This window comes from Rhizobium binxianense, assembly GCF_028994275.1.
GTDB lineage: Bacteria > Pseudomonadota > Alphaproteobacteria > Rhizobiales > Rhizobiaceae > Rhizobium > Rhizobium binxianense.
Map to the genome: position 1 here is coordinate 1,982,877 of NZ_CP118713.1, position 19,006 is coordinate 2,001,882.

The 19,006-nt window shown below is 60.6% G+C and carries 21 protein-coding genes; 10 read left to right on the plus strand and 11 right to left on the minus strand.

What is annotated here, in order from left to right; translation table 11 throughout:
• Nucleotides 1-22: 22 nt before the first annotated feature.
• Genes PO860_RS09925 through PO860_RS09940 form a run of 4 tightly spaced genes read right to left on the minus strand, consistent with a single transcriptional unit; the run spans nucleotide 23 to nucleotide 2,955 of the window.
• Nucleotides 23-673, minus strand: a complete 651-nt coding sequence (locus PO860_RS09925; RefSeq protein ID WP_183607184.1) for an amino acid ABC transporter permease — start codon at nucleotides 671-673, stop codon at nucleotides 23-25.
• Nucleotides 674-682: 9 nt separating this feature from the next.
• Nucleotides 683-1,351 (minus strand): amino acid ABC transporter permease, encoded by a 669-nt coding sequence (locus PO860_RS09930; RefSeq protein ID WP_183607183.1) that lies wholly within the window; start codon nucleotides 1,349-1,351, stop codon nucleotides 683-685.
• Between the two features lie 48 nt (nucleotides 1,352-1,399).
• Complete coding sequence (locus PO860_RS09935; RefSeq protein ID WP_272782489.1) at nucleotides 1,400-2,221, minus strand: sugar phosphate isomerase/epimerase family protein; 822 nt, start codon at nucleotides 2,219-2,221, stop codon at nucleotides 1,400-1,402.
• A complete protein-coding gene (locus PO860_RS09940; protein WP_275038278.1) occupies nucleotides 2,221-2,955 on the minus strand; it encodes a GntR family transcriptional regulator in 735 nt (244 codons plus the stop codon). Before PO860_RS09940 ends, PO860_RS09935 begins: the two co-directional genes overlap by 1 nt.
• Nucleotides 2,956-3,207: 252 nt before the next feature.
• Here PO860_RS09940 and PO860_RS09945 point away from each other — a divergent pair, with 252 nt between their 5' ends.
• The 4 genes from PO860_RS09945 to PO860_RS09960 are packed head-to-tail and all read left to right on the plus strand — an operon-like array spanning nucleotide 3,208 to nucleotide 6,407.
• On the plus strand, nucleotides 3,208-4,101 hold the full coding sequence (locus tag PO860_RS09945) for an intradiol ring-cleavage dioxygenase (RefSeq protein WP_183607180.1): 894 nt from the start codon (nucleotides 3,208-3,210) through the stop codon (nucleotides 4,099-4,101).
• A 21-nt stretch (nucleotides 4,102-4,122) separates the two neighbouring features.
• Nucleotides 4,123-4,905, plus strand: a complete 783-nt coding sequence (gene hpaH / locus PO860_RS09950) for a 2-oxo-hept-4-ene-1,7-dioate hydratase (protein ID WP_273880812.1) — start codon at nucleotides 4,123-4,125, stop codon at nucleotides 4,903-4,905.
• A gap of 7 nt (nucleotides 4,906-4,912) precedes the next feature.
• Nucleotides 4,913-5,677 carry a 4-hydroxy-2-oxoheptanedioate aldolase gene (gene hpaI, locus PO860_RS09955; RefSeq protein WP_272782485.1) on the plus strand — a complete coding sequence of 255 codons (765 nt, stop codon included), beginning with the start codon at nucleotides 4,913-4,915 and terminating at the stop codon, nucleotides 5,675-5,677.
• 13 nt (nucleotides 5,678-5,690) lie between these two features.
• Complete coding sequence (locus PO860_RS09960; protein ID WP_272782484.1) at nucleotides 5,691-6,407, plus strand: transporter substrate-binding domain-containing protein; 717 nt, start codon at nucleotides 5,691-5,693, stop codon at nucleotides 6,405-6,407.
• Nucleotides 6,408-6,583: 176 nt separating this feature from the next.
• Here the strand turns inward: PO860_RS09960 and PO860_RS09965 are convergent, their stop codons facing one another.
• Nucleotides 6,584-7,798, minus strand: coding sequence for a hypothetical protein (locus PO860_RS09965; RefSeq protein ID WP_275038279.1), 1,215 nt, complete (start codon nucleotides 7,796-7,798; stop codon nucleotides 6,584-6,586).
• A 164-nt stretch (nucleotides 7,799-7,962) separates the two neighbouring features.
• On the opposite strand from PO860_RS09965, the gene PO860_RS09970 reads away from it, so the two are divergent.
• The 6 genes from PO860_RS09970 to PO860_RS09995 all read left to right on the plus strand — a co-directional run bounded on the left by PO860_RS09970 (nucleotide 7,963) and on the right by PO860_RS09995 (nucleotide 12,717).
• Nucleotides 7,963-8,193, plus strand: coding sequence for a hypothetical protein (locus PO860_RS09970; RefSeq protein ID WP_027684531.1), 231 nt, complete (start codon nucleotides 7,963-7,965; stop codon nucleotides 8,191-8,193).
• A gap of 66 nt (nucleotides 8,194-8,259) precedes the next feature.
• On the plus strand, nucleotides 8,260-9,078 hold the full coding sequence (locus PO860_RS09975) for a c-type cytochrome (protein WP_275038280.1): 819 nt from the start codon (nucleotides 8,260-8,262) through the stop codon (nucleotides 9,076-9,078).
• 145 nt (nucleotides 9,079-9,223) lie between these two features.
• Nucleotides 9,224-9,559 (plus strand): Grx4 family monothiol glutaredoxin, encoded by a 336-nt coding sequence (gene grxD / locus PO860_RS09980; protein WP_183607174.1) that lies wholly within the window; start codon nucleotides 9,224-9,226, stop codon nucleotides 9,557-9,559.
• A gap of 138 nt (nucleotides 9,560-9,697) precedes the next feature.
• Nucleotides 9,698-10,903 carry a multidrug effflux MFS transporter gene (locus PO860_RS09985; protein ID WP_275038281.1) on the plus strand — a complete coding sequence of 402 codons (1,206 nt, stop codon included), beginning with the start codon at nucleotides 9,698-9,700 and terminating at the stop codon, nucleotides 10,901-10,903.
• A gap of 35 nt (nucleotides 10,904-10,938) precedes the next feature.
• Complete coding sequence (locus PO860_RS09990) at nucleotides 10,939-12,219, plus strand: multidrug effflux MFS transporter (protein ID WP_275038282.1); 1,281 nt, start codon at nucleotides 10,939-10,941, stop codon at nucleotides 12,217-12,219.
• A 78-nt stretch (nucleotides 12,220-12,297) separates the two neighbouring features.
• Complete coding sequence (locus PO860_RS09995) at nucleotides 12,298-12,717, plus strand: GNAT family N-acetyltransferase (RefSeq protein WP_430523304.1); 420 nt, start codon at nucleotides 12,298-12,300, stop codon at nucleotides 12,715-12,717.
• A gap of 182 nt (nucleotides 12,718-12,899) precedes the next feature.
• Here the strand turns inward: PO860_RS09995 and PO860_RS10000 are convergent, their stop codons facing one another.
• The 6 genes from PO860_RS10000 to PO860_RS10025 all read right to left on the minus strand — a co-directional run bounded on the left by PO860_RS10000 (nucleotide 12,900) and on the right by PO860_RS10025 (nucleotide 18,932).
• The gene (locus tag PO860_RS10000) at nucleotides 12,900-13,724 is read right to left on the minus strand and encodes an inositol monophosphatase family protein (protein WP_275038283.1); all 825 of its coding nucleotides are present in this window, start codon (nucleotides 13,722-13,724) and stop codon (nucleotides 12,900-12,902) included.
• Between the two features lie 40 nt (nucleotides 13,725-13,764).
• Nucleotides 13,765-14,592 carry an inositol monophosphatase family protein gene (locus tag PO860_RS10005; RefSeq protein ID WP_275038284.1) on the minus strand — a complete coding sequence of 276 codons (828 nt, stop codon included), beginning with the start codon at nucleotides 14,590-14,592 and terminating at the stop codon, nucleotides 13,765-13,767.
• Nucleotides 14,593-14,640: 48 nt separating this feature from the next.
• Complete coding sequence (ttcA, locus tag PO860_RS10010; protein WP_275038285.1) at nucleotides 14,641-15,513, minus strand: tRNA 2-thiocytidine(32) synthetase TtcA; 873 nt, start codon at nucleotides 15,511-15,513, stop codon at nucleotides 14,641-14,643.
• Between the two features lie 60 nt (nucleotides 15,514-15,573).
• Complete coding sequence (locus PO860_RS10015; protein ID WP_097612827.1) at nucleotides 15,574-16,503, minus strand: glutaminase; 930 nt, start codon at nucleotides 16,501-16,503, stop codon at nucleotides 15,574-15,576.
• Between the two features lie 72 nt (nucleotides 16,504-16,575).
• Nucleotides 16,576-17,193 carry a 30S ribosomal protein S4 gene (gene rpsD, locus PO860_RS10020; RefSeq protein ID WP_004676212.1) on the minus strand — a complete coding sequence of 206 codons (618 nt, stop codon included), beginning with the start codon at nucleotides 17,191-17,193 and terminating at the stop codon, nucleotides 16,576-16,578.
• Nucleotides 17,194-17,417: 224 nt separating this feature from the next.
• A complete protein-coding gene (locus PO860_RS10025) occupies nucleotides 17,418-18,932 on the minus strand; it encodes a helicase HerA domain-containing protein (protein WP_275038286.1) in 1,515 nt (504 codons plus the stop codon).
• Between the last annotated feature and the right edge of the window lie 74 nt (nucleotides 18,933-19,006).

Genomic DNA, 19,006 nt, shown 5'->3' on the forward strand with positions numbered 1-19,006 from the left:
CTTTGCTTCGGGCGAAGCAAGGTTATCGGACAGCTTTCGCCATCCGTTTTTCGAGGCCGCTCCCGATGTGGGAGAGAGGCCAACAAATGATGAAGTAGATTATTCCGACGATCCCAAAGACGAGCAGCGGGCGGTAGGTCTGGTTCGAAATGATCTGTCCGGCACGGGTCAGCTCTATGAAGCCGACGATTGCGGCGAGCGATGTTCCCTTGATCAGCTGAACGAGAAATCCGATGGTTGCAGGCATGGAAATCTTCAGCGCCTGCGGCAGGATAACGTCCCTCATTCGGGAGATGTAATGCAGCCCGAGTGCGTTCGCGGCTTCGGTCTGGCCCTTCGGAACGGCTTCGATCGAGCCCCGCCAGATCTCGCCCAGGAAGGCGCTCGCATGGAGGGTGAACGCGATTGCCACAGCGATCCATGCATTGACGTCGACGCCCAATAGCGCGACGCCGTAGTAGACGACGAAGAGCTGCATCAGGAGCGGCGTGCCCTGGAAGAGCGCGATGTAGCCCGACGATACGAAACGTGCGAAGCGGTTCTTCGACGTGCGCACCAGAGCGATCAGGATTCCAAATACACCTCCGCCGACGAAGCCGATGATGGCCAGCAGCACAGTCCACTTCAGACCCTGCAAGAGGAAGAACAGCTCGTTTTCGCCGATGGGACCCATGAACGCCTCCTATCGGGTTGGGTAGTTGAAGTAGTAACGGGAGATGAGGGCGAAGATGCCCATCATCAGGCTCGAGATGACCAGGTAGATTGCGGTCACGCTGAAATAGACCTCGAAGCTTCGGAAAGTGTCGGATTCGATCCGTTGGGCCGCCGAGGTCAACTCGTAGGCGGCGATCGAAGTGCAGACCGAAGTCGTCAAGGTCAGCATCACGAACTGGCTGGTCAGGGACGGATAGATCGCCCGCAGAGCCGGCTTCAGAACGATCAGCCGGAACACATCGGCCTTATGCAAGCCCAACGCAAAGCCTGCCTCAACCTGTCCCTTGTTCACGCTTTCGACGCCGCCTCGAATGATCTCAATCGCATAGGCGCCGCCATTGATCCCCAGCGCGATGATAGCGGTAGCGGTGGGGTTCAGTCGGATGCCCATGAGCGGAAGTGCGAAGTAGATGAAGAATATCTGCACCAGGAACGGTGTGTTTCGGACAATCTCGACGAAGGTAATCACCGGAGCTCGAACGAGTTTGTTCTTGGATGTTCTTGCAGCGACGCCGAGAATACCGATCGCGAGCGCAAGGATCATTCCGGCAACCGCAAGACCGAGCGTCCCAAGCGAACCCCAAAACAATTCTGGGGCGCGGTCGAAGACCGCACCAAAATCGAACGTATAACCCATATGTTGACTTCCTCCCTCCGACGCGGCTCACGCCGCGCCGGCGCCGGATCAGCGAACCGGCCCGAATAATCCTTCGGCCTTGTCGTACAGTTGTTTCAAATGCGTCTCATGCGGGGCGGACCCTGCGAGTGGGACTTCCACCGAGATCGCCGCGGAGCTAGCGACCGCTGCGACGAGTTCCTTCAACGGCAATTCGCCCTCCCCCGGTGCGAACCGCCCGCCTCTAGCTTCAGCGATCATCTCCTCTGGTGTCACCGGCGCCGCTCCAGCGACATCGCACAACTGAACGTGCTTTACCCAGCCGATCTCGGTTCGGAGCGAGGCGAGCGTGCCGCCATTCCTGAAGAAATGTACTCCGTCGACAAGGACGCCGGCATTGCGGGCACCACTCGCCTTCACAAGGCCGACGCTGTCCTGGAAGGTTTTAATCACCCGCCAACCCATGTTCTCGATGTCGACAGCCAACCCGTAGCGGTCCGCAAGGCCGCAGAGATCCGAGAAGTTCGATGCCAATCTGGCTTGGTCAGGATCATCTCCGCAGACACTGAGCCGGCGTGCTCCAATGTTCGCAGCCGCGGCGACTGTGGCCTCCACCGACGACGCGTCGAAGGAGGGGTCGATTACGAAGAACTCGATATCGAAAACCTCGACGCCTTCACCCGTAAGCACGGATTTCAGCTCGCCTGCAGCTGAACTACCGACAGGCAATTCGTAGTAAGGCGCACCAGGGAACGCCGGATTCAGTCTGAGCCCGATCCTGGAAAATCCCGCGCGCGCTGCGGCCTTCGCAAATTCCACGGGAGACAGCAATATTGATGAGAAGTGCGCGACGCCAATCAGGCGCGCCGATTTCGATGTTGCGGGGGCCATCACGCGATTCCCTTCGTCGCGAGATGGTTGCGAAGATTGGTGCCGGTGCGATGAATGTGCTGGCGGAGCTTTTCGCAGGCATAGTCGACATCACGCGCGACCGCTCCCTGGGCAATCTCGCTGTGCTCCTGCCCTACATTGCGGTCCCCCGACGTACGGATCAGGAAGACCCGGCGATATCGGTCGTTGAGATTCAGCAGAAGACTGCAGAAGTGAAGTAGCAGAGGTTTGCCACAGCCCGAGATCAAGGTGAGGTGGAATTCGCGGTGAAGCGCTTCCCAGTGCTCCAGCGTTTCCGGACGCGCGGCGTCGCGCTCCGTGCGGTTTAGACGATGAAGCGCACGCATAATGTTGCCCTCCCATTCGACGTCGCCAAGACGCATGGATTCACGCAGCGCGAAAACCTCGAGCTCCTCGCGCAGGCTCGTGACCTCTTCGAGATTAGCCAGCGAGATCGGCGCGACGCGGTAGCCTCTGTTGTCCTGAAACTCGACCAGGCCGTCTGAAATGAGCCGGGCTAGGCCCTCCCGCAACGGGCTCAGACTGACATTGAAAGTCTTCCGCGCCTTGTCGAGATTGATCTTGCTGCCCGCTTCCAGTTCACCGGAGATGATCGCCTCCCGAAGACGCGATGCGAGCTGACTGCCGATGGTGTTCTTGCCATCGTCGAGGAAGCCGGCTGACGGCCCGTCTTCTGTCAACGGCCCAAGAGAGCGGTCGTCGGCCGAGTCCATCTTTCCTCCAAGCAATTCAACCAAGTTTCGATGACCGATATAATAAACGATTATCTATGTCAACTTGATATGGTCAAAAAGCACTGAATGCCCACGTCTTTGCCTGTGGAAATTCGTGTTAATCAAGTCATTACAGTTAGTTATTTGCCATAAGGCACGATTCCGTCTCTGCCATGAGCGTTGAAAATTCAATGAATGGCTTGACCGATAATCGATTATTCTGATAGTCGAGCCTCATTGGGAGGTAGCCTTATGGCAATCAGGACCGAAAGCGAGTTGACGCCTGCCGTCCTCGCCGTGATGAACCGCACCGAAGATCCACGGTTGCGAGATATACTCGTTGCGATGGTGAAGCATCTCCACGCATTCGTGAGGGAAGTCAGGCTGTCGGAAGTCGAGTTTCGCGAAGCGACCGCCATCCTCAACGAAATTGGCCAGCTGAAGACCGACAGCCACAACGAATTCGTGCTCATGGCAGGATCGCTTGGCGTCTCCTCGCTTGTATGCCTGCTCAACAACGGCGACAACGGGCAGACAGAGACTTCACAGTCGCTGCTCGGGCCGTTCTGGCGGCTCAACTCTCCGCGGGTCGAAAACGGCGGAACCATCATCCGGTCGGAAACTCCGGGAACACCCTTGTTCGTCCACGCGAAGGTGGTTGATCGGGGAGGTAAGCCCATCCCAGGCGCCGAGATAGACGTATGGCACGCCTCTCCTGTCGGCCTTTACGAGAACCAGGATCCTGATCAGGCGGAAATGAACCTGCGCGGCAAGTTCACTACGGACGACGAGGGTCGGTTCTGGTTTAGAACGGTCAAGATGGTCGGCTATCCCATCCCTGTCGACGGAGTCGTAGGTCGGCTTCTCCAAGCGCAAGGCCGCCACCCCTACCGACCTGCTCATCTGCACGCGCTGATCTTCAAAGAGGGATACAAAACCCTCATTTCCCAGGTCTTCGACCCGAGCGATCCGAACATTGAATCCGATGTGCAGTTTGGCGTCACCGCGGCTTTGACAGGCGACTTTGTCCGTCATGACGAGCCGCACCCATCCGACATGGACGTCAGTGGCCCGTGGTTCTCGCTCGACTACACCTACGTCATGGAGCCGGGCGAGGCCATTCTGCCGCGTCCCCCGATCAAGTAACGAAACCAGCAGAGCCACATCATGATTACGGAAAAAGAACGCCAGGCGGCAGCCGACGCACTGCTGAAGGCAGAAACCGAACGCAAGCCCATCGTCCAGCCGAGCAGGACATATCCGAATTTGGAACTTGAAGACGCTTACAAGATCCAAGCACTTTGGGCGCAGGCGCGGATTGCAAAGGGCGCGCGGATCGCGGGTCATAAGATCGGACTGACATCGCGGGCGATGCAGATGGCCTCGAAAATGACCGAGCCCGACTACGGCGTCATTCTCGACGACGCCCTTTTTAACGACGGAGCGCAGATCAAGGCGGAGCTCTTTATCAAGCCTCGCCTCGAAGTCGAACTCGCCTTCGTGATGGGTGAGGATCTCGAGGGACCGGGCACTCGGATCTATGATGTCATGCGCGCGACGGAGTTTGTCGTCCCTGCGCTTGAGATCATCGATTACCGAACCGAAGTGCCCAGAGCGATCACCGATACGATCGCCGACAACGCTGCTTTTGGAGCGATCGTCGTGGGTGGTCGTATCATCCGGCCAATGGATATTGACATCCGCTGGGTCGGCGCGACCCTTTCGAAAAACGGCATCATCGAGGAATCGGGTGTTTCCGCAGCTATAATGGGGCATCCGGCCGCGGGTATCGCCTGGCTTGTGAACAAGCTCCATGCCATCGGAGGCGGCTTGAAGAAGGGCCAGATTGTGCTTGCCGGCTCGTTCACCCGCCCCGTGGACATCGTCAAGGGCGATGTCATCCAAGCCGACTACGGTCCGGTCGGCTCCATCGGCGTCTCGTTCGTGTGAGGCGCCGATGGAACTTCCCGTCAATCACTTCAAACGGAAACTGAGAGCCGGTAAAAGCCAGATCGGTCTCTGGTGCGGCCTTCCCGGAAGCTACGCGGCAGAAATCGTCGCGCCGTCGGGCTTCGACTGGCTGCTGTTCGATACCGAGCACTCTCCAAGCGACGTCCTCACCGTCCTACCGCAATTGCAGGCGGTCGCGCCTTACGACGTTTCCCCAGTCGTACGCCCGGCATTCAACGATCCCGTGCTGATCAAACGCTTTTTGGACATCGGCGTTCAGACGCTCCTCGTTCCCTATGTGCAGAACGAAGAGGAAGCGAAGGCAGCGGTCGCCGCCATACGGTATCCGCCGCACGGCGTTCGCGGGGTCTCCGCCTTGACGCGCGCCACCCGCTTCGGGCGCGTGCCGAACTACGCGCGGATTGCCGAACAGGAGATCTGCCTGCTTCTGCAGATCGAGACCCGAGAGGCACTCGGTCGGCTAGAGGCCATCGCAGCGACCGAAGGCGTCGACGGCGTCTTCATCGGCCCCGCCGATCTGGCGGCCAGCTTCGGTCATCCCGGCCAACCGGGGCATCCTGAGGTGGTCGCGGCGATCGAAGACGCGATCGGACGCCTGAAAATTCTTGGAAAGCCGGCAGGCATCCTCACGCCGGACGAGACGTTTGCAGCCCGCTGCATTTCGCTCGGGACGTTGTTCACCGCCGTTGGCGTAGACGTCGCCCTTCTTGCGAGAGGATCCGAGGCGCTGGCAGCCCGGTTTGCATCTTAGGGAGTTCGCGCCGATGTCGACGCGGAAGAAAGTTCTGTCCGAGATAGCGCCCGCGGGCGTAATCCGGGCCGCCGTCAACATGTCGAATGCAGCCTTGGTCCGGTGGGACGATCAGGCGGCCGCATTGATCGGTCCAAGCGCTCTGATCGGACACAAAATTGCCGAGCAACTGGATTGCGGACTGTCGCTGATCCAGTACGGCTCGGCCGCCGACATCCTCGCCGCTGCGGATCGCGGCGAGTGGGACATTGCTTTCATTGCCTCGGATGCATCCAGAGCCGACCGGTTCTCCTTTTCACCCCCCTATATGTCCGTCAAAGCGACCTATATGGTGGCTGAGGCTTCAGCGTTCCGGACGGTCGGAGACCTCGACATTGAAAGCGTGCAAATCGCCTCCGCAAGAAGTGCCGCCTATACGAAGCAGCTCGAACGTATCCTTGAAAAGGCCACTGTCTCGCATACTGACAGCCCGGCAGCTGCCATCGATCTCCTTGTCGGGTCGCAATGCGACGCGGCTGCGGGGTTGACCGAATTCCTCGTTCAGACTTCGGAGCGGATTTCCGGCTTCCGACTAGTGGAGGGAGCGTTCTCCGAAATTCCCCAGACGATCGCCGTGCACCGAAGATCCGTTCATGCCTCGGCCTTCTTTGCGGATTTCATACGCCGTCTGAGCGAAACTGCTGCGGGAGACGTTGACTTGGCCGGCGACGGTGAAGAGAATCTCCCATGATGGCGGCGTGCGAAATGGGTCGAGCTTGATCCCGCGCTCGCCGAGCGGCAAAAACTCTGCAATATCTACAACAAGTTCAGATCTTCGACCAGAACGACGTTTCCTTCCTCTCTTTCACGTAGCAATTCAACACCACCACATCGCCCTCAATCTACGCTGCCGACGGAACCCAGCCCTCAAGCCGGCAGCTTGTTCTGCTCCGGAGAGGCAAAGACCGACGCCGGCATCGGCCCCGAGGTCATCAGTGTGAAATCGAACGGCGCCTTCAGATCAGGCCCTAGCACATATTGCCGATGAACGCGCAGCTGGTCTTTGCGAATCTTGCGGTAATGTTCGCGCGTCAGCATCTGCTTGACACGAATGAGCAGGATCTTCGCCGGAGGCGAACCCTCATGCCCTGAGACCGCCACAACCGGCACCTTGTAGAAATTGATCGAATCCGTCAGGCACTGCACATCGAGCCAGGAAATCTCGGGACAGCGGGCGATCAGCCCGACGCGGGCGCGAAGCAGTGTTGCCGATGATATGAGCGCACATTGCAGGATAGCGCTGCCGAGTGTGGCAAACACCACACGCTTGCCCTTGAAGATCTCCGGCTCCCTTTCCAGCAATATGCCGATGACATGCGCGGCAACGCTCGACCCCATGCTGTGTGAGGAGATCACGTATTCGTCGGCCTCCTCATCAAGCGCTTTGCGCACGGCAGTGGCTCGGTCTTCCAGCCAGTCGTTGAAATCGGTCCTATCCATGCGGCCGAGCGCCACCGCCATTTCCCAATCGGCAAAGAGATGCAGCGTATGGAAACGTTCGGAAAACGGCAGGAAGGCGAAGATGAAGAAGCAAAGCCCCAGCGGCCCGCTCCAGAGCAAGTGCCAAGCTGAAAAACCGAGCACATAGGGCAGGATGGCGATCTGCGCCGTCAGCGCAATCGCCAGCGCCGTCAGCAGGAAAGGAAAAAGGAAGAACAGGCCGAAGCGCCAGGCGTGGCGGAAATATCTCCGCATGCCGCCTTCGAGCATGATCTGAGCGCAGCTTCGGAAGCCTACCATGATCTGGCTCAGCGTGTTGCCGTCGCGCAGCCTGCTTACCAGCGCATCATGATCGACCATGTGGATCCGGCTCTTCGTCTGCCAGCCCGGGGAACCGGTCTCTTCGCCGGCCGCCGCTTTGTCGGCGCCCACGGGCGCCGCTTTTGCGGCTGCCCGTTCGCCCGTCGTGACCACGAAACTGAGGGGATCACTTCCTGCCTCCGGCGCGCCCGTTTCAACCGAATAGCCCCAGACGGCGGCACTCTGCCTGGCCGAACGCTCGTAGCGTGCTCTGTGGGCAACGCCATCGAGCGGCTCGAAGCCCGTGAAATGCAGGACGACCCGCTTCTCGATCAGTTTCATTCCACTCTTCCGGCCGGACGAATGGCCGGCATGTTCCTGCGATCCGGCTGCTGCGCCCTGATAGGGGCAAAAAAGCAGCCATGGTCTCGAAGCCGTCTTGCTAACCGAACTCTTCCGGAATTCAATAGCATCCATGTCGTTTGCATCACGAACGGAGGGGTTTTGTGGCCGACCTAGTCAAAGAATTGATATCAGGCGTCGTCGACAGCGTGCTGAAGGAGATCCTGAAAAAAACCACCGGCCGCGCCACGACGAAGCGCAGGAGGCGTAAGACACGCCCCGCGGCGACGACGAAGGTTGCACGCAAGACGACCTCGGCCAAGCCTAAGCCCGCCCGCAAACAGGTCAGTAAGCGCCGCACCGCCGCTGGCCGCAGCCGCCAGCGACGCAGCTAAGGCACGATCAAATGTGAGCGGTTTCGGACGAATTCTGCGGTGCTCTTGGGGAGTTATGAACCGACGATGCGCATTTTGAAAATCATTATCGCGGCCGTCGTCGCGATCTGTCTCATCGCCGTTGCCGGCGTCTACGCCCTGTCGGAGATGCGCCTTTCCAGGACCTACGACGTTGCGGTTGCCGATTTCACCGTCAAGACGACGCTGCCTGCCGCGGAAACCGAACGTCGCGCCCGCACGCTGATGTGCGGCGGCTGTCATCACGATGCCGGTAACGTGCTCATCGACGAGCCGGGCGTCGGCCGCATCGTCGCGCCGAACCTGACCCGCTTCGTACCCATGTACAGCGATGCTGAGCTCGTGCGCCTCATCCGCCATGGCGTCAAGAAGGACGGTATCGGCGCCTTCATCATGCCGGCTAGCAACTTCGCCAATATCACCGATGATGACATGGCGGCGATCATTGCCTGGTTGCGCAGCCTGAAGCAGCTTCCCGATGCGGTGGCCGGAACGACGCGATGGGGGCCGCTCGGGCGAATCGGCCTGGCGCTCGACAAGATCCCCTTCGAGGCCGATCTGGTGCCTGCCCTCATCACCCCTGCCGCGACGCGTCCGGCCGATATCGGCGAATATGCCTTCAGGACCGGTTGCAGCCACTGTCATAATCTCGATACGGCAAAGCAGTCGGAAGCCTTCCTGGCGCCGGCGCTTAAGCCCCTGGCGCAATCCTATTCGGCTGCCGATTTCAAGACGCTGCTGCGCACCGGCAAGGGTGTCGGCGGCCGCGATCTCGGCGTGATGACACAGGTTTCACAATGGGATTTCAGCCATTTCACCGATGCCGAAATCGAGCAGATTCAGACCTATCTCACCAATCGACCGTAACGCGACGGCAACAACCCCGGCAACGGCCTGCGCGAACTGGTCTTTTTTTGGTTCGGGCGGCTGGAATTCCTGCTGTTGCATGCTATCTAAAGGCAACGATTGAAACGGTGGGCCTTTAACCCGCCTGTTGAAAGGATTAGGTCCCATGAGCGGCATTCACGAATTCATCGGCAACGAAATCAAGACCAACGACGTCGTCCTCTTCATGAAGGGCACGCCGCAGTTTCCGCAGTGCGGTTTCTCCGGCCAGGTGGTGCAAATTCTTGATTACATCGGCGTCGACTACAAGAGCGTCAACGTGCTCGCCGATTCGGAAATCCGCCAGGGCATCAAGGATTATTCCAACTGGCCGACGATCCCGCAGCTTTACATAAAGGGCGAGTTCGTCGGCGGCTGCGACATCGTCCGGGAAATGTTCCAGGCTGGTGAGTTGCAGCAGCATCTCCAGGAAAACGGCATCACCGTGCGCGGCGCCGCCTGACCGGTCACCGGGCGTCCGCCCGGTTTCCAAATCTGTAATCTTGAGTCCGAGGCGCTGCGGCCAGCAGCGCCTTAGCCTGTTTGTGGGAATTTCATTGTGACAGATTCATCACAAGCCGTGTCCGCGGGCCGCTTGCCCATGGGCAGGCGAGAGTTTATCGCGCTCGCCGCCTTCCTGATGGCCGTCAACTCTCTGGCGATCGATATCATGCTGCCCGCCTTGCAGCAGATCGGCGCGAGCCTGGGCGTCGAGAGCGAGAATCATCGCCAATTCGTCGTCTCCACCTATCTGCTCGGCTTCGGTTGCGCCCAGTTGTTCTACGGACCGCTGTCTGACCGTTTCGGCCGCCGCACGCCGCTTCTGATCGGTCTCGTCATCTACATTCTCTCCGCCATCAGTATCGTCTTCGTGCCTTCCTTCGCAGGCCTGCTCGCCCTGCGCTTCGTGCAAGGCGTCGGCTCAGCCGCAACCCGCGTCATCACTGTGTCCATCGTTCGCGATATCTATGGCGGCCGGCAGATGGCCGAAGTCATGTCGCTGATCATGATGGTCTTCATGATCGTACCGGTGATTGCGCCCGGCACCGGCCAGATCGTCATGTTCTTCGGCAACTGGCATCTGATCTTTCTCTTCATCGCTGCAATGGCGACTGCTATCGCCGTCTGGGCCTATCTGCGTCTGCCGGAAACCCTGCATCCCGGCAATGTCCGCCCCTTCACCGCCCGCTCGATCTTCGGCGCCTTCAAGCTGGTGCTGACCAATCGCGTGGCGCTCTGCTACACCATTGCCAGCACCTTCATCTTCGGCGCGCTGTTCGGCTTCATCAATTCGGCCCAACAGGTTTATGTCGGCATCTACGATCTCGGCGTCTACTTCCCCTTCGCCTTCGCCGGCGTGGCGATCTTCATGTCGCTGTCGTCCTTCTTCAATTCGCGCTTTGTCGGCAAGCTTGGCATGCGCCGGCTGTCGCACGGTTCGCTCATCGGCTTTATCGCCATCAACACGATCTGGCTGATCGTCCAGATGGCCAGCACCGAGCCGATGCCCTTCGCCCTGTTCATCTCCTTCTTCGGCCTTGCGATGTTCCAGTTCGGCTGGATCGGCTCGAACTTCAATTCGCTCGCCATGGAGCCGCTCGGCCATGTCGCAGGCACCGCCTCGTCCGTGCTCGGCTTCATGAGCACGGTCGGCGGCGCCTTGATCGGCGCCGGCATCGGCCAAGCCTTCGACGGCACGGCGCTGCCGATGGTCGCCGGCTATTTCACTGTGTCGCTCATCGGGCTGGTCTTCGTGCTGGTCGCCGAGAAGGGCCGCCTCTTCCAACAGCAGAATCCGGCCGTCTGAACGGCCGGCCTTCTCCGCATCCGGGATCTCACCACATGACGCCGCCGCATAAACTGCACCAGGAGAACCAGGGCTCCCGCCGCATCGGCATGGGCTTTGGCGAATTCGTCGTCACCGTCGCCATCATGACCGCCAGCATCGCCATGGCGATCGACAGCATGCTGCCGGCATTGCCCAATATCGGCCACTCCCTCGGCGTCACCAATACCAACGACGCGCAGCTCATCATCGGCGTGTTCTTCCTAGGCTTCGGCTTCTCGCAGATCTTCTTCGGCAGCCTTTCGGATACGTTCGGACGCCGCAATATCCTGCTCGGTGGCCTGGCCTGCTACGTCCTCGGCATGTTTGCCGCCGCAGCGACCGGCAGCTTCGAAATGCTGCTGGTCATGCGCTTCGTTCAGGGCATCGGCGGTGCGGCCGTACGCATCACCACCATGGCCATCGTCCGCGACTGCTTCGGCGGCCGAGAAATGGCCCGCGTGATGTCCTATGTCATGATCGTCTTCATGATCGTGCCGATCGTTGCTCCCTCCATCGGCCAGCTCATCATCACCTATGCCGACTGGCACTGGATCTTCATCCTGCTTGGCATCGTCGCCACCATCCTGTTCGTCTGGGCTCTTCTGCGGCTGAAGGAATCGCTGCCGCCGGAAGAGCGACTGCCGCTGTCGGTCGGCTCTGTCGTGGATGGCTTCAAGACCGTGCTCACGAACCGTATCACCTGCGGCTACATGATCGGCCTCACCATGTTTACCGGCGTCATCAGCGCCTATGTGATCTCGGTGCAGCAGGTCTTCGGCGAGGTCTATGGCCTTGGCGACTGGCTGCCGATCGCCTTTGCGGCCACCGCCGGCGGCATCGCCGTCGCCAATTTCGCCAATGGATTCTTCGTGCGCAAATTCGGCATGCGCCGCATCTCGCACACAGCCCTGCTGATCTTCACGGCGCTGTCGGCTGTCGGCTTTTTCCTCTCGCTGGCCGGCAAAGCGGATTTCGCCATCGCTTACTGCATCTTCTCAATCGTCTTGATGATGTTTGCCGTGATCGCCACCAATTTCACGGCCATCAGCCTCGAGCCGATGGGCAATCTCGCCGGAACGGCCACCGCCATCACCGGCTTCGTCTCCACCACATTAGGCGCCATCCTGGGCGGCCTGGTCGGCCAGCTGTTCAACGGCACGGTCCAACCCCTCTTCGGCGGCTTCGCCCTCTTCGGCGTGGTAACCATCGCAGCCACGCTCTGGGCCGAAAACGGCAAACTCTTCACCCATCCCGGCGACAGTCCGCAACTCGATCCGGGTGCGGCGCATTTCTGAAATAGGCCCGCTAGGCCGGTTCAAGGCATTCCAGATGGATGAGCGAATTTTGATCAACCGGGCGACGCGGACGCGACGATCGAAATTTTCCAGCGCGCCATTCGCGAGGTATCCTCGAAACACTATTTGCCGACTCAGATAGAAGCTTGGGCACAGGTGGAAGATCGCAGCCTATGGGCGGAGCGGAGAATAAGCAGGCCTGCCTGGATCGCAGAAATTGAGGGAGAGCCTGTAGGCTTTTCTGATCTGACCAGCGAGGGATGCTTGGACATGATGTTCGTTCACCCCGAATTTCAGGGGCTCGGAATTGCAAGCCGTCTATTGAGCCGGGTCGAAGAGGAAGCCCTGAAGCTGGGATTTAGCCAAATTTATACGGAAGCCAGCCGAACCGCCCGACCGTTTTTCGAGCGCAGAGGGTTTCGCTTGGTAAAGAAGCAGGTCGTCGAGAAGCGTGGCCAAAGCCTGGAAAACTTCCTGATGGAAAAACTCTACGGCTGAGCCGCGGCAACAGGCGAAGCCGGCATCCTAGAGCAATTCCAGCAAAAGTGCGCAGCGGTTTTGCGTTCGGAATTGCGCAAAAACAAAGAGATAGGGCATTTTCGTGATTCGAAGAAAAACGGAAATACTCTAGCCGTGAACCCGGCCGCAAAATCCGAGCTGTGCGGCCGGCTTTCATGTCTTCAGACCGTAAAAACCTCACGCCGCAGCACCTCCCATGATGCCCTGTCGGGGGCAATCAGCAGACCGCCGTCAAGATGGTGCGGCAGATAGGGCGAGCCGTCGAAGCGAGCCGCATAAGCGCCTGATTCCTGCGAGATCAGCGTGCCGGCAAGGTGGTCCCAGGGCATCAGCTTGTTATACATGAGGTAGTGCACATGGCCGCCGGCAAAGGTGCGGTATTCATGGGCGGCGCAGCGGTAATTGGTGAGGAAGCGCACCTTGGCGAGATTGCCGAGGATCTCGGCCCGCTTCTCCAGCGGCAGGTAGCCGGTCGAGGCCATGCCGACCATCTGGTCGAGGGCAACCGGCTCGGCCGTGCGCAGCCGCTGTGCTTCGCCATCCGGCCGGCGCAGCCAGGCGCCGCCGCCCTTTTCCGCCATCACCCAGTCGTCGCCCATCGGATCGTAGATGATGCCGGCAATGGTCTCACCGCCTGAAACGACGGAGGCCATGACGCCGAAGGCCGGGATGCCGGCGGCGAAATTGAACGTGCCGTCGACAGGATCGACGACGATGGCGAGATCGGCATGTTCGAGGCTTCCGAGCAAGGCAGGCTCGGCTGCGACCGATTCTTCACCAAGGAACAGCGCACCCGGCCAGAGCCGCTGAGATTCCGCCTTGATCATCCGCTCAGCCTGCTCGTCGGCCTCGGTGACGAGATCGGTCGCCTCGCTCTTGGCGCGCACGTCATCCTGGCCAAGCCGGCGGAAGCGCGGCAGGATCTCCGCCTTCGCCGCACGCCGCAGCAGATCGGCAAGAACGGTCAAGTCAACGGTCGAAGTCATGTCAAATCCCCACGCTTAGGTCTCTCAGGAGAACCTTGAATCAGATGCCGACGATCTCGCGCCGGATCAGCTGCCAGCTGTCCCTATCGGGTGCGGAGATGATGCCGCCCGTCGTCTCGCCGGGGCGATAGGGCGTGCCGTCGAATTTCGCCGTATGACCGCCGGCCTCCTGATGTGCGAGCACGCCGGCCAGGTGATCCCAGGGCATCAGCTTCGCATGGCCGATGAAATGCAGCTTGCCCGAGGCGACCATCCAATATTCATAGGCCGAGCAGTTGAAGGCGAAGGTCATCCGGATCTTCGCCATGTTGGCGCAGACGCGCGAGCGATCCGGCTCGTCCATATGGCTCCATGACATGCCGCCGACCATCTGGTTCAGGTTAGCAGGCTCCGCCACCCTCAGTCTGCTCGATTGCCCATCCTGCCGCGTCAGGAAAGCGCCCGCGCCTTTGATCGCGGTCACCGTGTCGCCAAGAACGGGATCGTAAATGATGCCGGCGACCGTCTCGCCTTTGACTGTCACTGCCAGCATCGTCCCGAAGACCGGAAGCCCGGCGGCGAAATTGAAGGTCCCATCGACAGGGTCGATGACAAAGGCAAGTTCGGCATCGGCAAGTGCCGGCACGACGGACCGGTCGGCATCATAGGCCTCCTCGCCGACGACGAGTGCTGCGGGAAAGCGCTCTTTCAGCGCCGCGGTGATCCGGTGTTCGGCAAGCACATCTGCCTGCGTCACAAGGTCGGTTGCCGAGGTCTTTTCCGAAACGTCGGCAGCACCGAGATTGCGGAAACGCGGCATGATCTCGGCTTGCGCCGCTTCCCTGACGCAGTCGCCGAGAAAGAGAATATCCTGATCTGAAATTGTCATGCGAATTCCTGTTCTTCATGCAAATAGCCAGCCTGCTTAGCCGGCTTTTCATGAAGGATCGGTGACACCGAGGGTGGAAAAGTCGAAGAGTCTCGGGTCGAGCAGATGCGACGGGTTCACATGCGAAAGCGCCCGCAGCATCGTGTCTTTGCGTCCCGGCATGCGCCGCTCGATATCGGCGAGCATATCCTTCATCGCATTGCGCTGCAGCCCGTCCTGCGAGCCGCAGAGATCGCAGGGGATGATCGGAAACTGCATGGCGGCGGCGAATTTCGCGAGGTCGTCCTCGGCGGCATAGGCAAGCGGCCGAAGCACCATCAGGTCGCCCTCGTCGTTCAGCAGTTTCGCCGGCATCGAGGCAAGCCGCCCGCCGTGAAAGAAATTCATGAAGAAGGTTTCAAGAATGTCCTCACGGTGGTGGCCGAGCACCAGTGCATCGCAGCCCTCTTCCCGGGCGACACGGTAGAGGTTGCCGCGCCGCAGCCGCGAACAGAGCGAGCAATAGGTGGCACCTTCCGGCACCTTCTCCTTCACGATCGAATAGGTATCCCGATATTCGATCCGATGCCGCACACCGATTTTGGTCAGATAATCCGGCAGCACATGCTTGGGAAAGTTCGGCTGCCCCTGGTCGAGATTGCAGGCCACGAGCTCGACCGGCAGCAGGCCGCGCCATTGCAGATCGAGCAGCAATGCCAGCAGGCCGTAGGAATCCTTGCCCCCGGAAAGGCCGACCAGCCAGCGCTTCTGCCCCTTCAGCATGTCGAAATCGTCAAAGGCCTGGCGCACCTGCCGCAGCAACCGCTTGCGCAGCTTGTTGAAGGAGACGGAACGTGGTGCATCGGCAAACAGCGCATGGCCGATGCCGCTGTCGGCTTCGCCGCTATCCAGGTCGTCAGCGATATTGGCTGCGATATTCATTGCTTCGTCCTATCGAGGATTCATGCTTGCCTTAGCAGAAAGCCCTTCGCCAACACAGTCTCAATCGCCGAAAACCGACCAGCCGGTGCGCGCCGCCAGCATCTCCAGCGCCACCGCGCCGAGCTGCGAATTGCCGACCTTGTTGAGCCCCGGTGACCACACTGCGATCGAGGCGATGCCGGGCGCAACCGCGAAGATGCCGCCGCCGACGCCGCTCTTGCCGGGCAGGCCGACATGATAGGCGAAATCGCCCGAGCCGTCGTAATGGCCGCAGGTCAACATCAGCGCGTTGATGCGCCGCGCCCGCTTCGGCGAGACCACCGAATGGCCGGTCATCGGATTGCTGCCGCGCGCCGCCAGGAACAGCCCGGCACGTGCCAGCTGCTCACAGCTCATCGACAGCGCGCATTGATGGAAATAGACGCCGAGCACGTGATCGACGGGATGGTCGAGATTGCGGTAGGCGCGCATGAAATTGGCAAGCGCGACATTGCGGTAACCCGTCTGCGTTTCCGAGCGCGCCACCTTGTCGTCGATGGTGATCGATTCGTCATCAGCGAGATAACGCACGAAGCGCAGCAATTCGCCGATCGCCTCGCGCGGCGCATGGCCGGCCATGACCACGTCGCTGACGGCGATGGCGCCGGCATTGATGAAGGGATTGCGCGGGATGCCGCTCTCGTGTTCGAGCTGGACGATCGAGTTAAAAGCCGATCCGGACGGTTCGCGCCCGACACGCTTCCATAAGCCTTCGCCGACCTTGCCGAGCGCCAGCGTCAGCATGAAGACCTTGGATATGCTCTGGATCGAGAAGGCGATGTCGGCATCGCCGACACGGTAGACCTTGCCGTCGACGGTGACAATCGCCATGCCGAACTGCCGCGGATCGACCTTGGCGAGCTCGGGAATATAGTCGGCCACCTTACCCTCGCCGATCCGCGGCAGGATATCGGTGTAGATGCTATCGAGGGTCGCCTGCAAATCCGCCATCGCTTCTCTCCGGATAACAAAAAAGCCGCCCGAAAGAGCGGCTTTTCCATAAGCGAAAACGCCTGGTTCTTCTTAACGCGAATAGAATTCGACGACCAGATGCGGCTCCATGACGACCGGGAACGGAACGTCGCTGAGCGTCGGAACGCGGCCGAAGGTGGCGACCATCTTGTTGTGATCGACTTCGATGTAATCAGGAACGTCGCGCTCGGCGAGGCTGACGGCTTCCAGAACGGTCACCAGCTGCTTCGACTTCTCGCGAACTTCGATGACGTCGCCGGCCTTGCAGCGGTAGGAACCGATGTTGACGCGCACGCCGTTGACGGTCACGTGGCCATGGTTGACGAACTGACGGGCAGCAAAGACCGTCGGAACGAACTTGGCGCGATAGACGATGGCGTCGAGACGCGATTCCAGCAGGCCGATCAGGTTTTCAGAGGTGTCGCCCTTGCGGCGGTCGGCTTCGGCGAAGATCGCGCGGAACTGCTTTTCGCGCAGGTCGCCGTAGTAACCCTTGAGCTTCTGCTTGGCGCGCAGCTGCACACCGAAGTCCGAAAGCTTGCCCTTGCGGCGCTGGCCGTGCTGGCCCGGGCCGTATTCGCGGCGGTTCACCGGGGACTTCGGACGACCCCAGATGTTTTCGCCCATGCGGCGGTCGATTTTGTACTTGGACGATTCGCGCTTGCTCATCGTATTTCCTTTCAAAGGTTTATGACGGTTTGTTACCAAACCGCACGAAGGAAACACGCCCTCCTCTGATCTCTGCCGAGATCTGACAGGATGTTCCGGTTAGCGAACAGGAACGATCCACGGGACATGTCAAATGAAACACCGGACATTGCTGCCCGGTGCTTGGCGCGGTCTTTAGAGGGCCGTCATGAAAATGTCAACAGCGGCAAAGCCTGAACGCGCCACTATTCCGCCGCCAAGGGCTGGTCGCCGCCTGTATCAGGCGCGTTGGCGTCGCCCGGCGCCGTCTGGCAATTCATATCGGGAAAAGCCACGATGCGCTTTCCGGCAAAGTCGGTGTGCACGACGACGATCCCCTGCTCCTCGAAATAGCCGAGCAGGCGCCGCGCACGGCGGGCGGAATGGGTGCCGTAGGCGCGGGCGATGCGGGCGTCCGACGGACAAGCCTCACCGCAGACGGCAGCCTTGGCGAGCATCAGGAAGACACCCTGCAGGTCGTCGGTGACACCTGATGACAGCGACAGAGCCGTCGTCCAGGCATCGCTCGCGGCCGTTTCCGCATCGACGCCCGAGCGCGAGATCGCCACGCGCCGGCGAAAATCCGGCAACGCGATCGGCGGTCCCGGCACGCGGCGCATGCGCAGCCGCACGAGGAAATCCTGGTAAAGCACCGAATCGGTGCGGAAGGCGGCGGTGGGATCGTCGAGGATTTCGGCAAGCACGCCGGCCAGGCGCTCCTCCCGTTCCTCGGCGGAGACTTCCACCTGGCTCGCCCTCGCCTCGGCAGGTGCGGTTGACGCCGCCGGCGTCGAGCGCGAGAGTTCGGCCAGAATGTCGGTCGTCGGCCGCGGCGCCGACGGCGCGCGGCGGACCGGCGGACGCTGGAATTCTTCCGGATCGGGCGTGAAGATCAGGTCCTCGACATCCTGTGGCGCATCCGGCAGCGGCATCAGCTTCGGACTGGACGAGCGCGCCGAGGTCTCCACCGCGCCGATCTGGATCGGCAGCGGCCGGCGCGACAGCGCCGGTCCGAGAGCGACGAAATTGCCGCGCTTCAGGTCGCGAAACATCTCGGCCTGGCGCCGGTCCATGCCGAGCAGGTCGGCGGCGCGGGCCATATCGATATCGAGAAAGGTGCGGCCCATCAGGAAGTTCGAGGCCTCGGCGGCGACGTTCTTGGCAAGCTTGGCAAGTCGCTGTGTCGCGATCACGCCGGCAAGGCCGCGCTTACGGCCGCGGCACATCAGGTTGGTCATCGCGCCGAGCGACATCTTGCGCGCATCTTCCGAGACATCGCCGCCGACCGACGGCGCAAACATCTGCGCCTCGTCGACGACGACGAGAACCGGATACCAATATTCGCGATCGGCATCGAACATGCCGTTGAGGAAGGCGGCTGCAGCACGCATCTGCTGCTCGATGTCGAGACCTTCGAGCGTCAGTACGCAGGAAACCCGATGCTGGCGGATGCGGTTGGCAATGCCCGCAAGCTCCGCCTCGGTCCTCTCGCCGTCGACGACGACATGGCCGAACCTGTCGCTGAGCGTGACGAAATCACCCTCGGGATCGATGATGACCTGCTGCACCCATTGCGCGGATTGCTCGAGCAGACGGCGCAAAAGATGCGACTTGCCCGATCCGGAGTTGCCCTGCACCAGCAGACGGGTCGCCAGCAGCTCCTCGATATCGAGCGTCGCCGGGCTGCCGGACGCCAATCCCATATCGATGCCAACCTGCAATGCTGATCCTCGCGGCGAAGAGACTCACATGAACGAAGCGCCATTCTTCCGAAACGGCAGCGCCCCGTCTATCA

Coding starts and splice junctions, on each gene's coding strand:
- ttcA (WP_275038285.1), bottom strand. CDS start 15,513: ATGAATATCGCAGCCAATATCGCTGACGACCTGGATAGCGGCGAAGCC.
- PO860_RS09965 (WP_275038279.1), bottom strand. CDS start 7,798: ATGAAACTGATCGAGAAGCGGGTCGTCCTGCATTTCACGGGCTTCGAG.
- PO860_RS09975 (WP_275038280.1), top strand. CDS start 8,260: ATGCGCATTTTGAAAATCATTATCGCGGCCGTCGTCGCGATCTGTCTC.
- PO860_RS09925 (WP_183607184.1), bottom strand. CDS start 673: ATGGGTCCCATCGGCGAAAACGAGCTGTTCTTCCTCTTGCAGGGTCTG.
- hpaI (WP_272782485.1), top strand. CDS start 4,913: ATGGAACTTCCCGTCAATCACTTCAAACGGAAACTGAGAGCCGGTAAA.
- rpsD (WP_004676212.1), bottom strand. CDS start 17,193: ATGAGCAAGCGCGAATCGTCCAAGTACAAAATCGACCGCCGCATGGGC.
- PO860_RS09935 (WP_272782489.1), bottom strand. CDS start 2,221: ATGGCCCCCGCAACATCGAAATCGGCGCGCCTGATTGGCGTCGCGCAC.
- PO860_RS09930 (WP_183607183.1), bottom strand. CDS start 1,351: ATGGGTTATACGTTCGATTTTGGTGCGGTCTTCGACCGCGCCCCAGAA.
- PO860_RS09990 (WP_275038282.1), top strand. CDS start 10,939: ATGACGCCGCCGCATAAACTGCACCAGGAGAACCAGGGCTCCCGCCGC.
- hpaH (WP_273880812.1), top strand. CDS start 4,123: ATGATTACGGAAAAAGAACGCCAGGCGGCAGCCGACGCACTGCTGAAG.
- PO860_RS09985 (WP_275038281.1), top strand. CDS start 9,698: ATGGGCAGGCGAGAGTTTATCGCGCTCGCCGCCTTCCTGATGGCCGTC.
- PO860_RS10015 (WP_097612827.1), bottom strand. CDS start 16,503: ATGGCGGATTTGCAGGCGACCCTCGATAGCATCTACACCGATATCCTG.
- PO860_RS10000 (WP_275038283.1), bottom strand. CDS start 13,724: ATGACTTCGACCGTTGACTTGACCGTTCTTGCCGATCTGCTGCGGCGT.
- PO860_RS09940 (WP_275038278.1), bottom strand. CDS start 2,955: ATGGACTCGGCCGACGACCGCTCTCTTGGGCCGTTGACAGAAGACGGG.
- grxD (WP_183607174.1), top strand. CDS start 9,224: ATGAGCGGCATTCACGAATTCATCGGCAACGAAATCAAGACCAACGAC.
- PO860_RS09945 (WP_183607180.1), top strand. CDS start 3,208: ATGGCAATCAGGACCGAAAGCGAGTTGACGCCTGCCGTCCTCGCCGTG.
- PO860_RS09960 (WP_272782484.1), top strand. CDS start 5,691: ATGTCGACGCGGAAGAAAGTTCTGTCCGAGATAGCGCCCGCGGGCGTA.
- PO860_RS10005 (WP_275038284.1), bottom strand. CDS start 14,592: ATGACAATTTCAGATCAGGATATTCTCTTTCTCGGCGACTGCGTCAGG.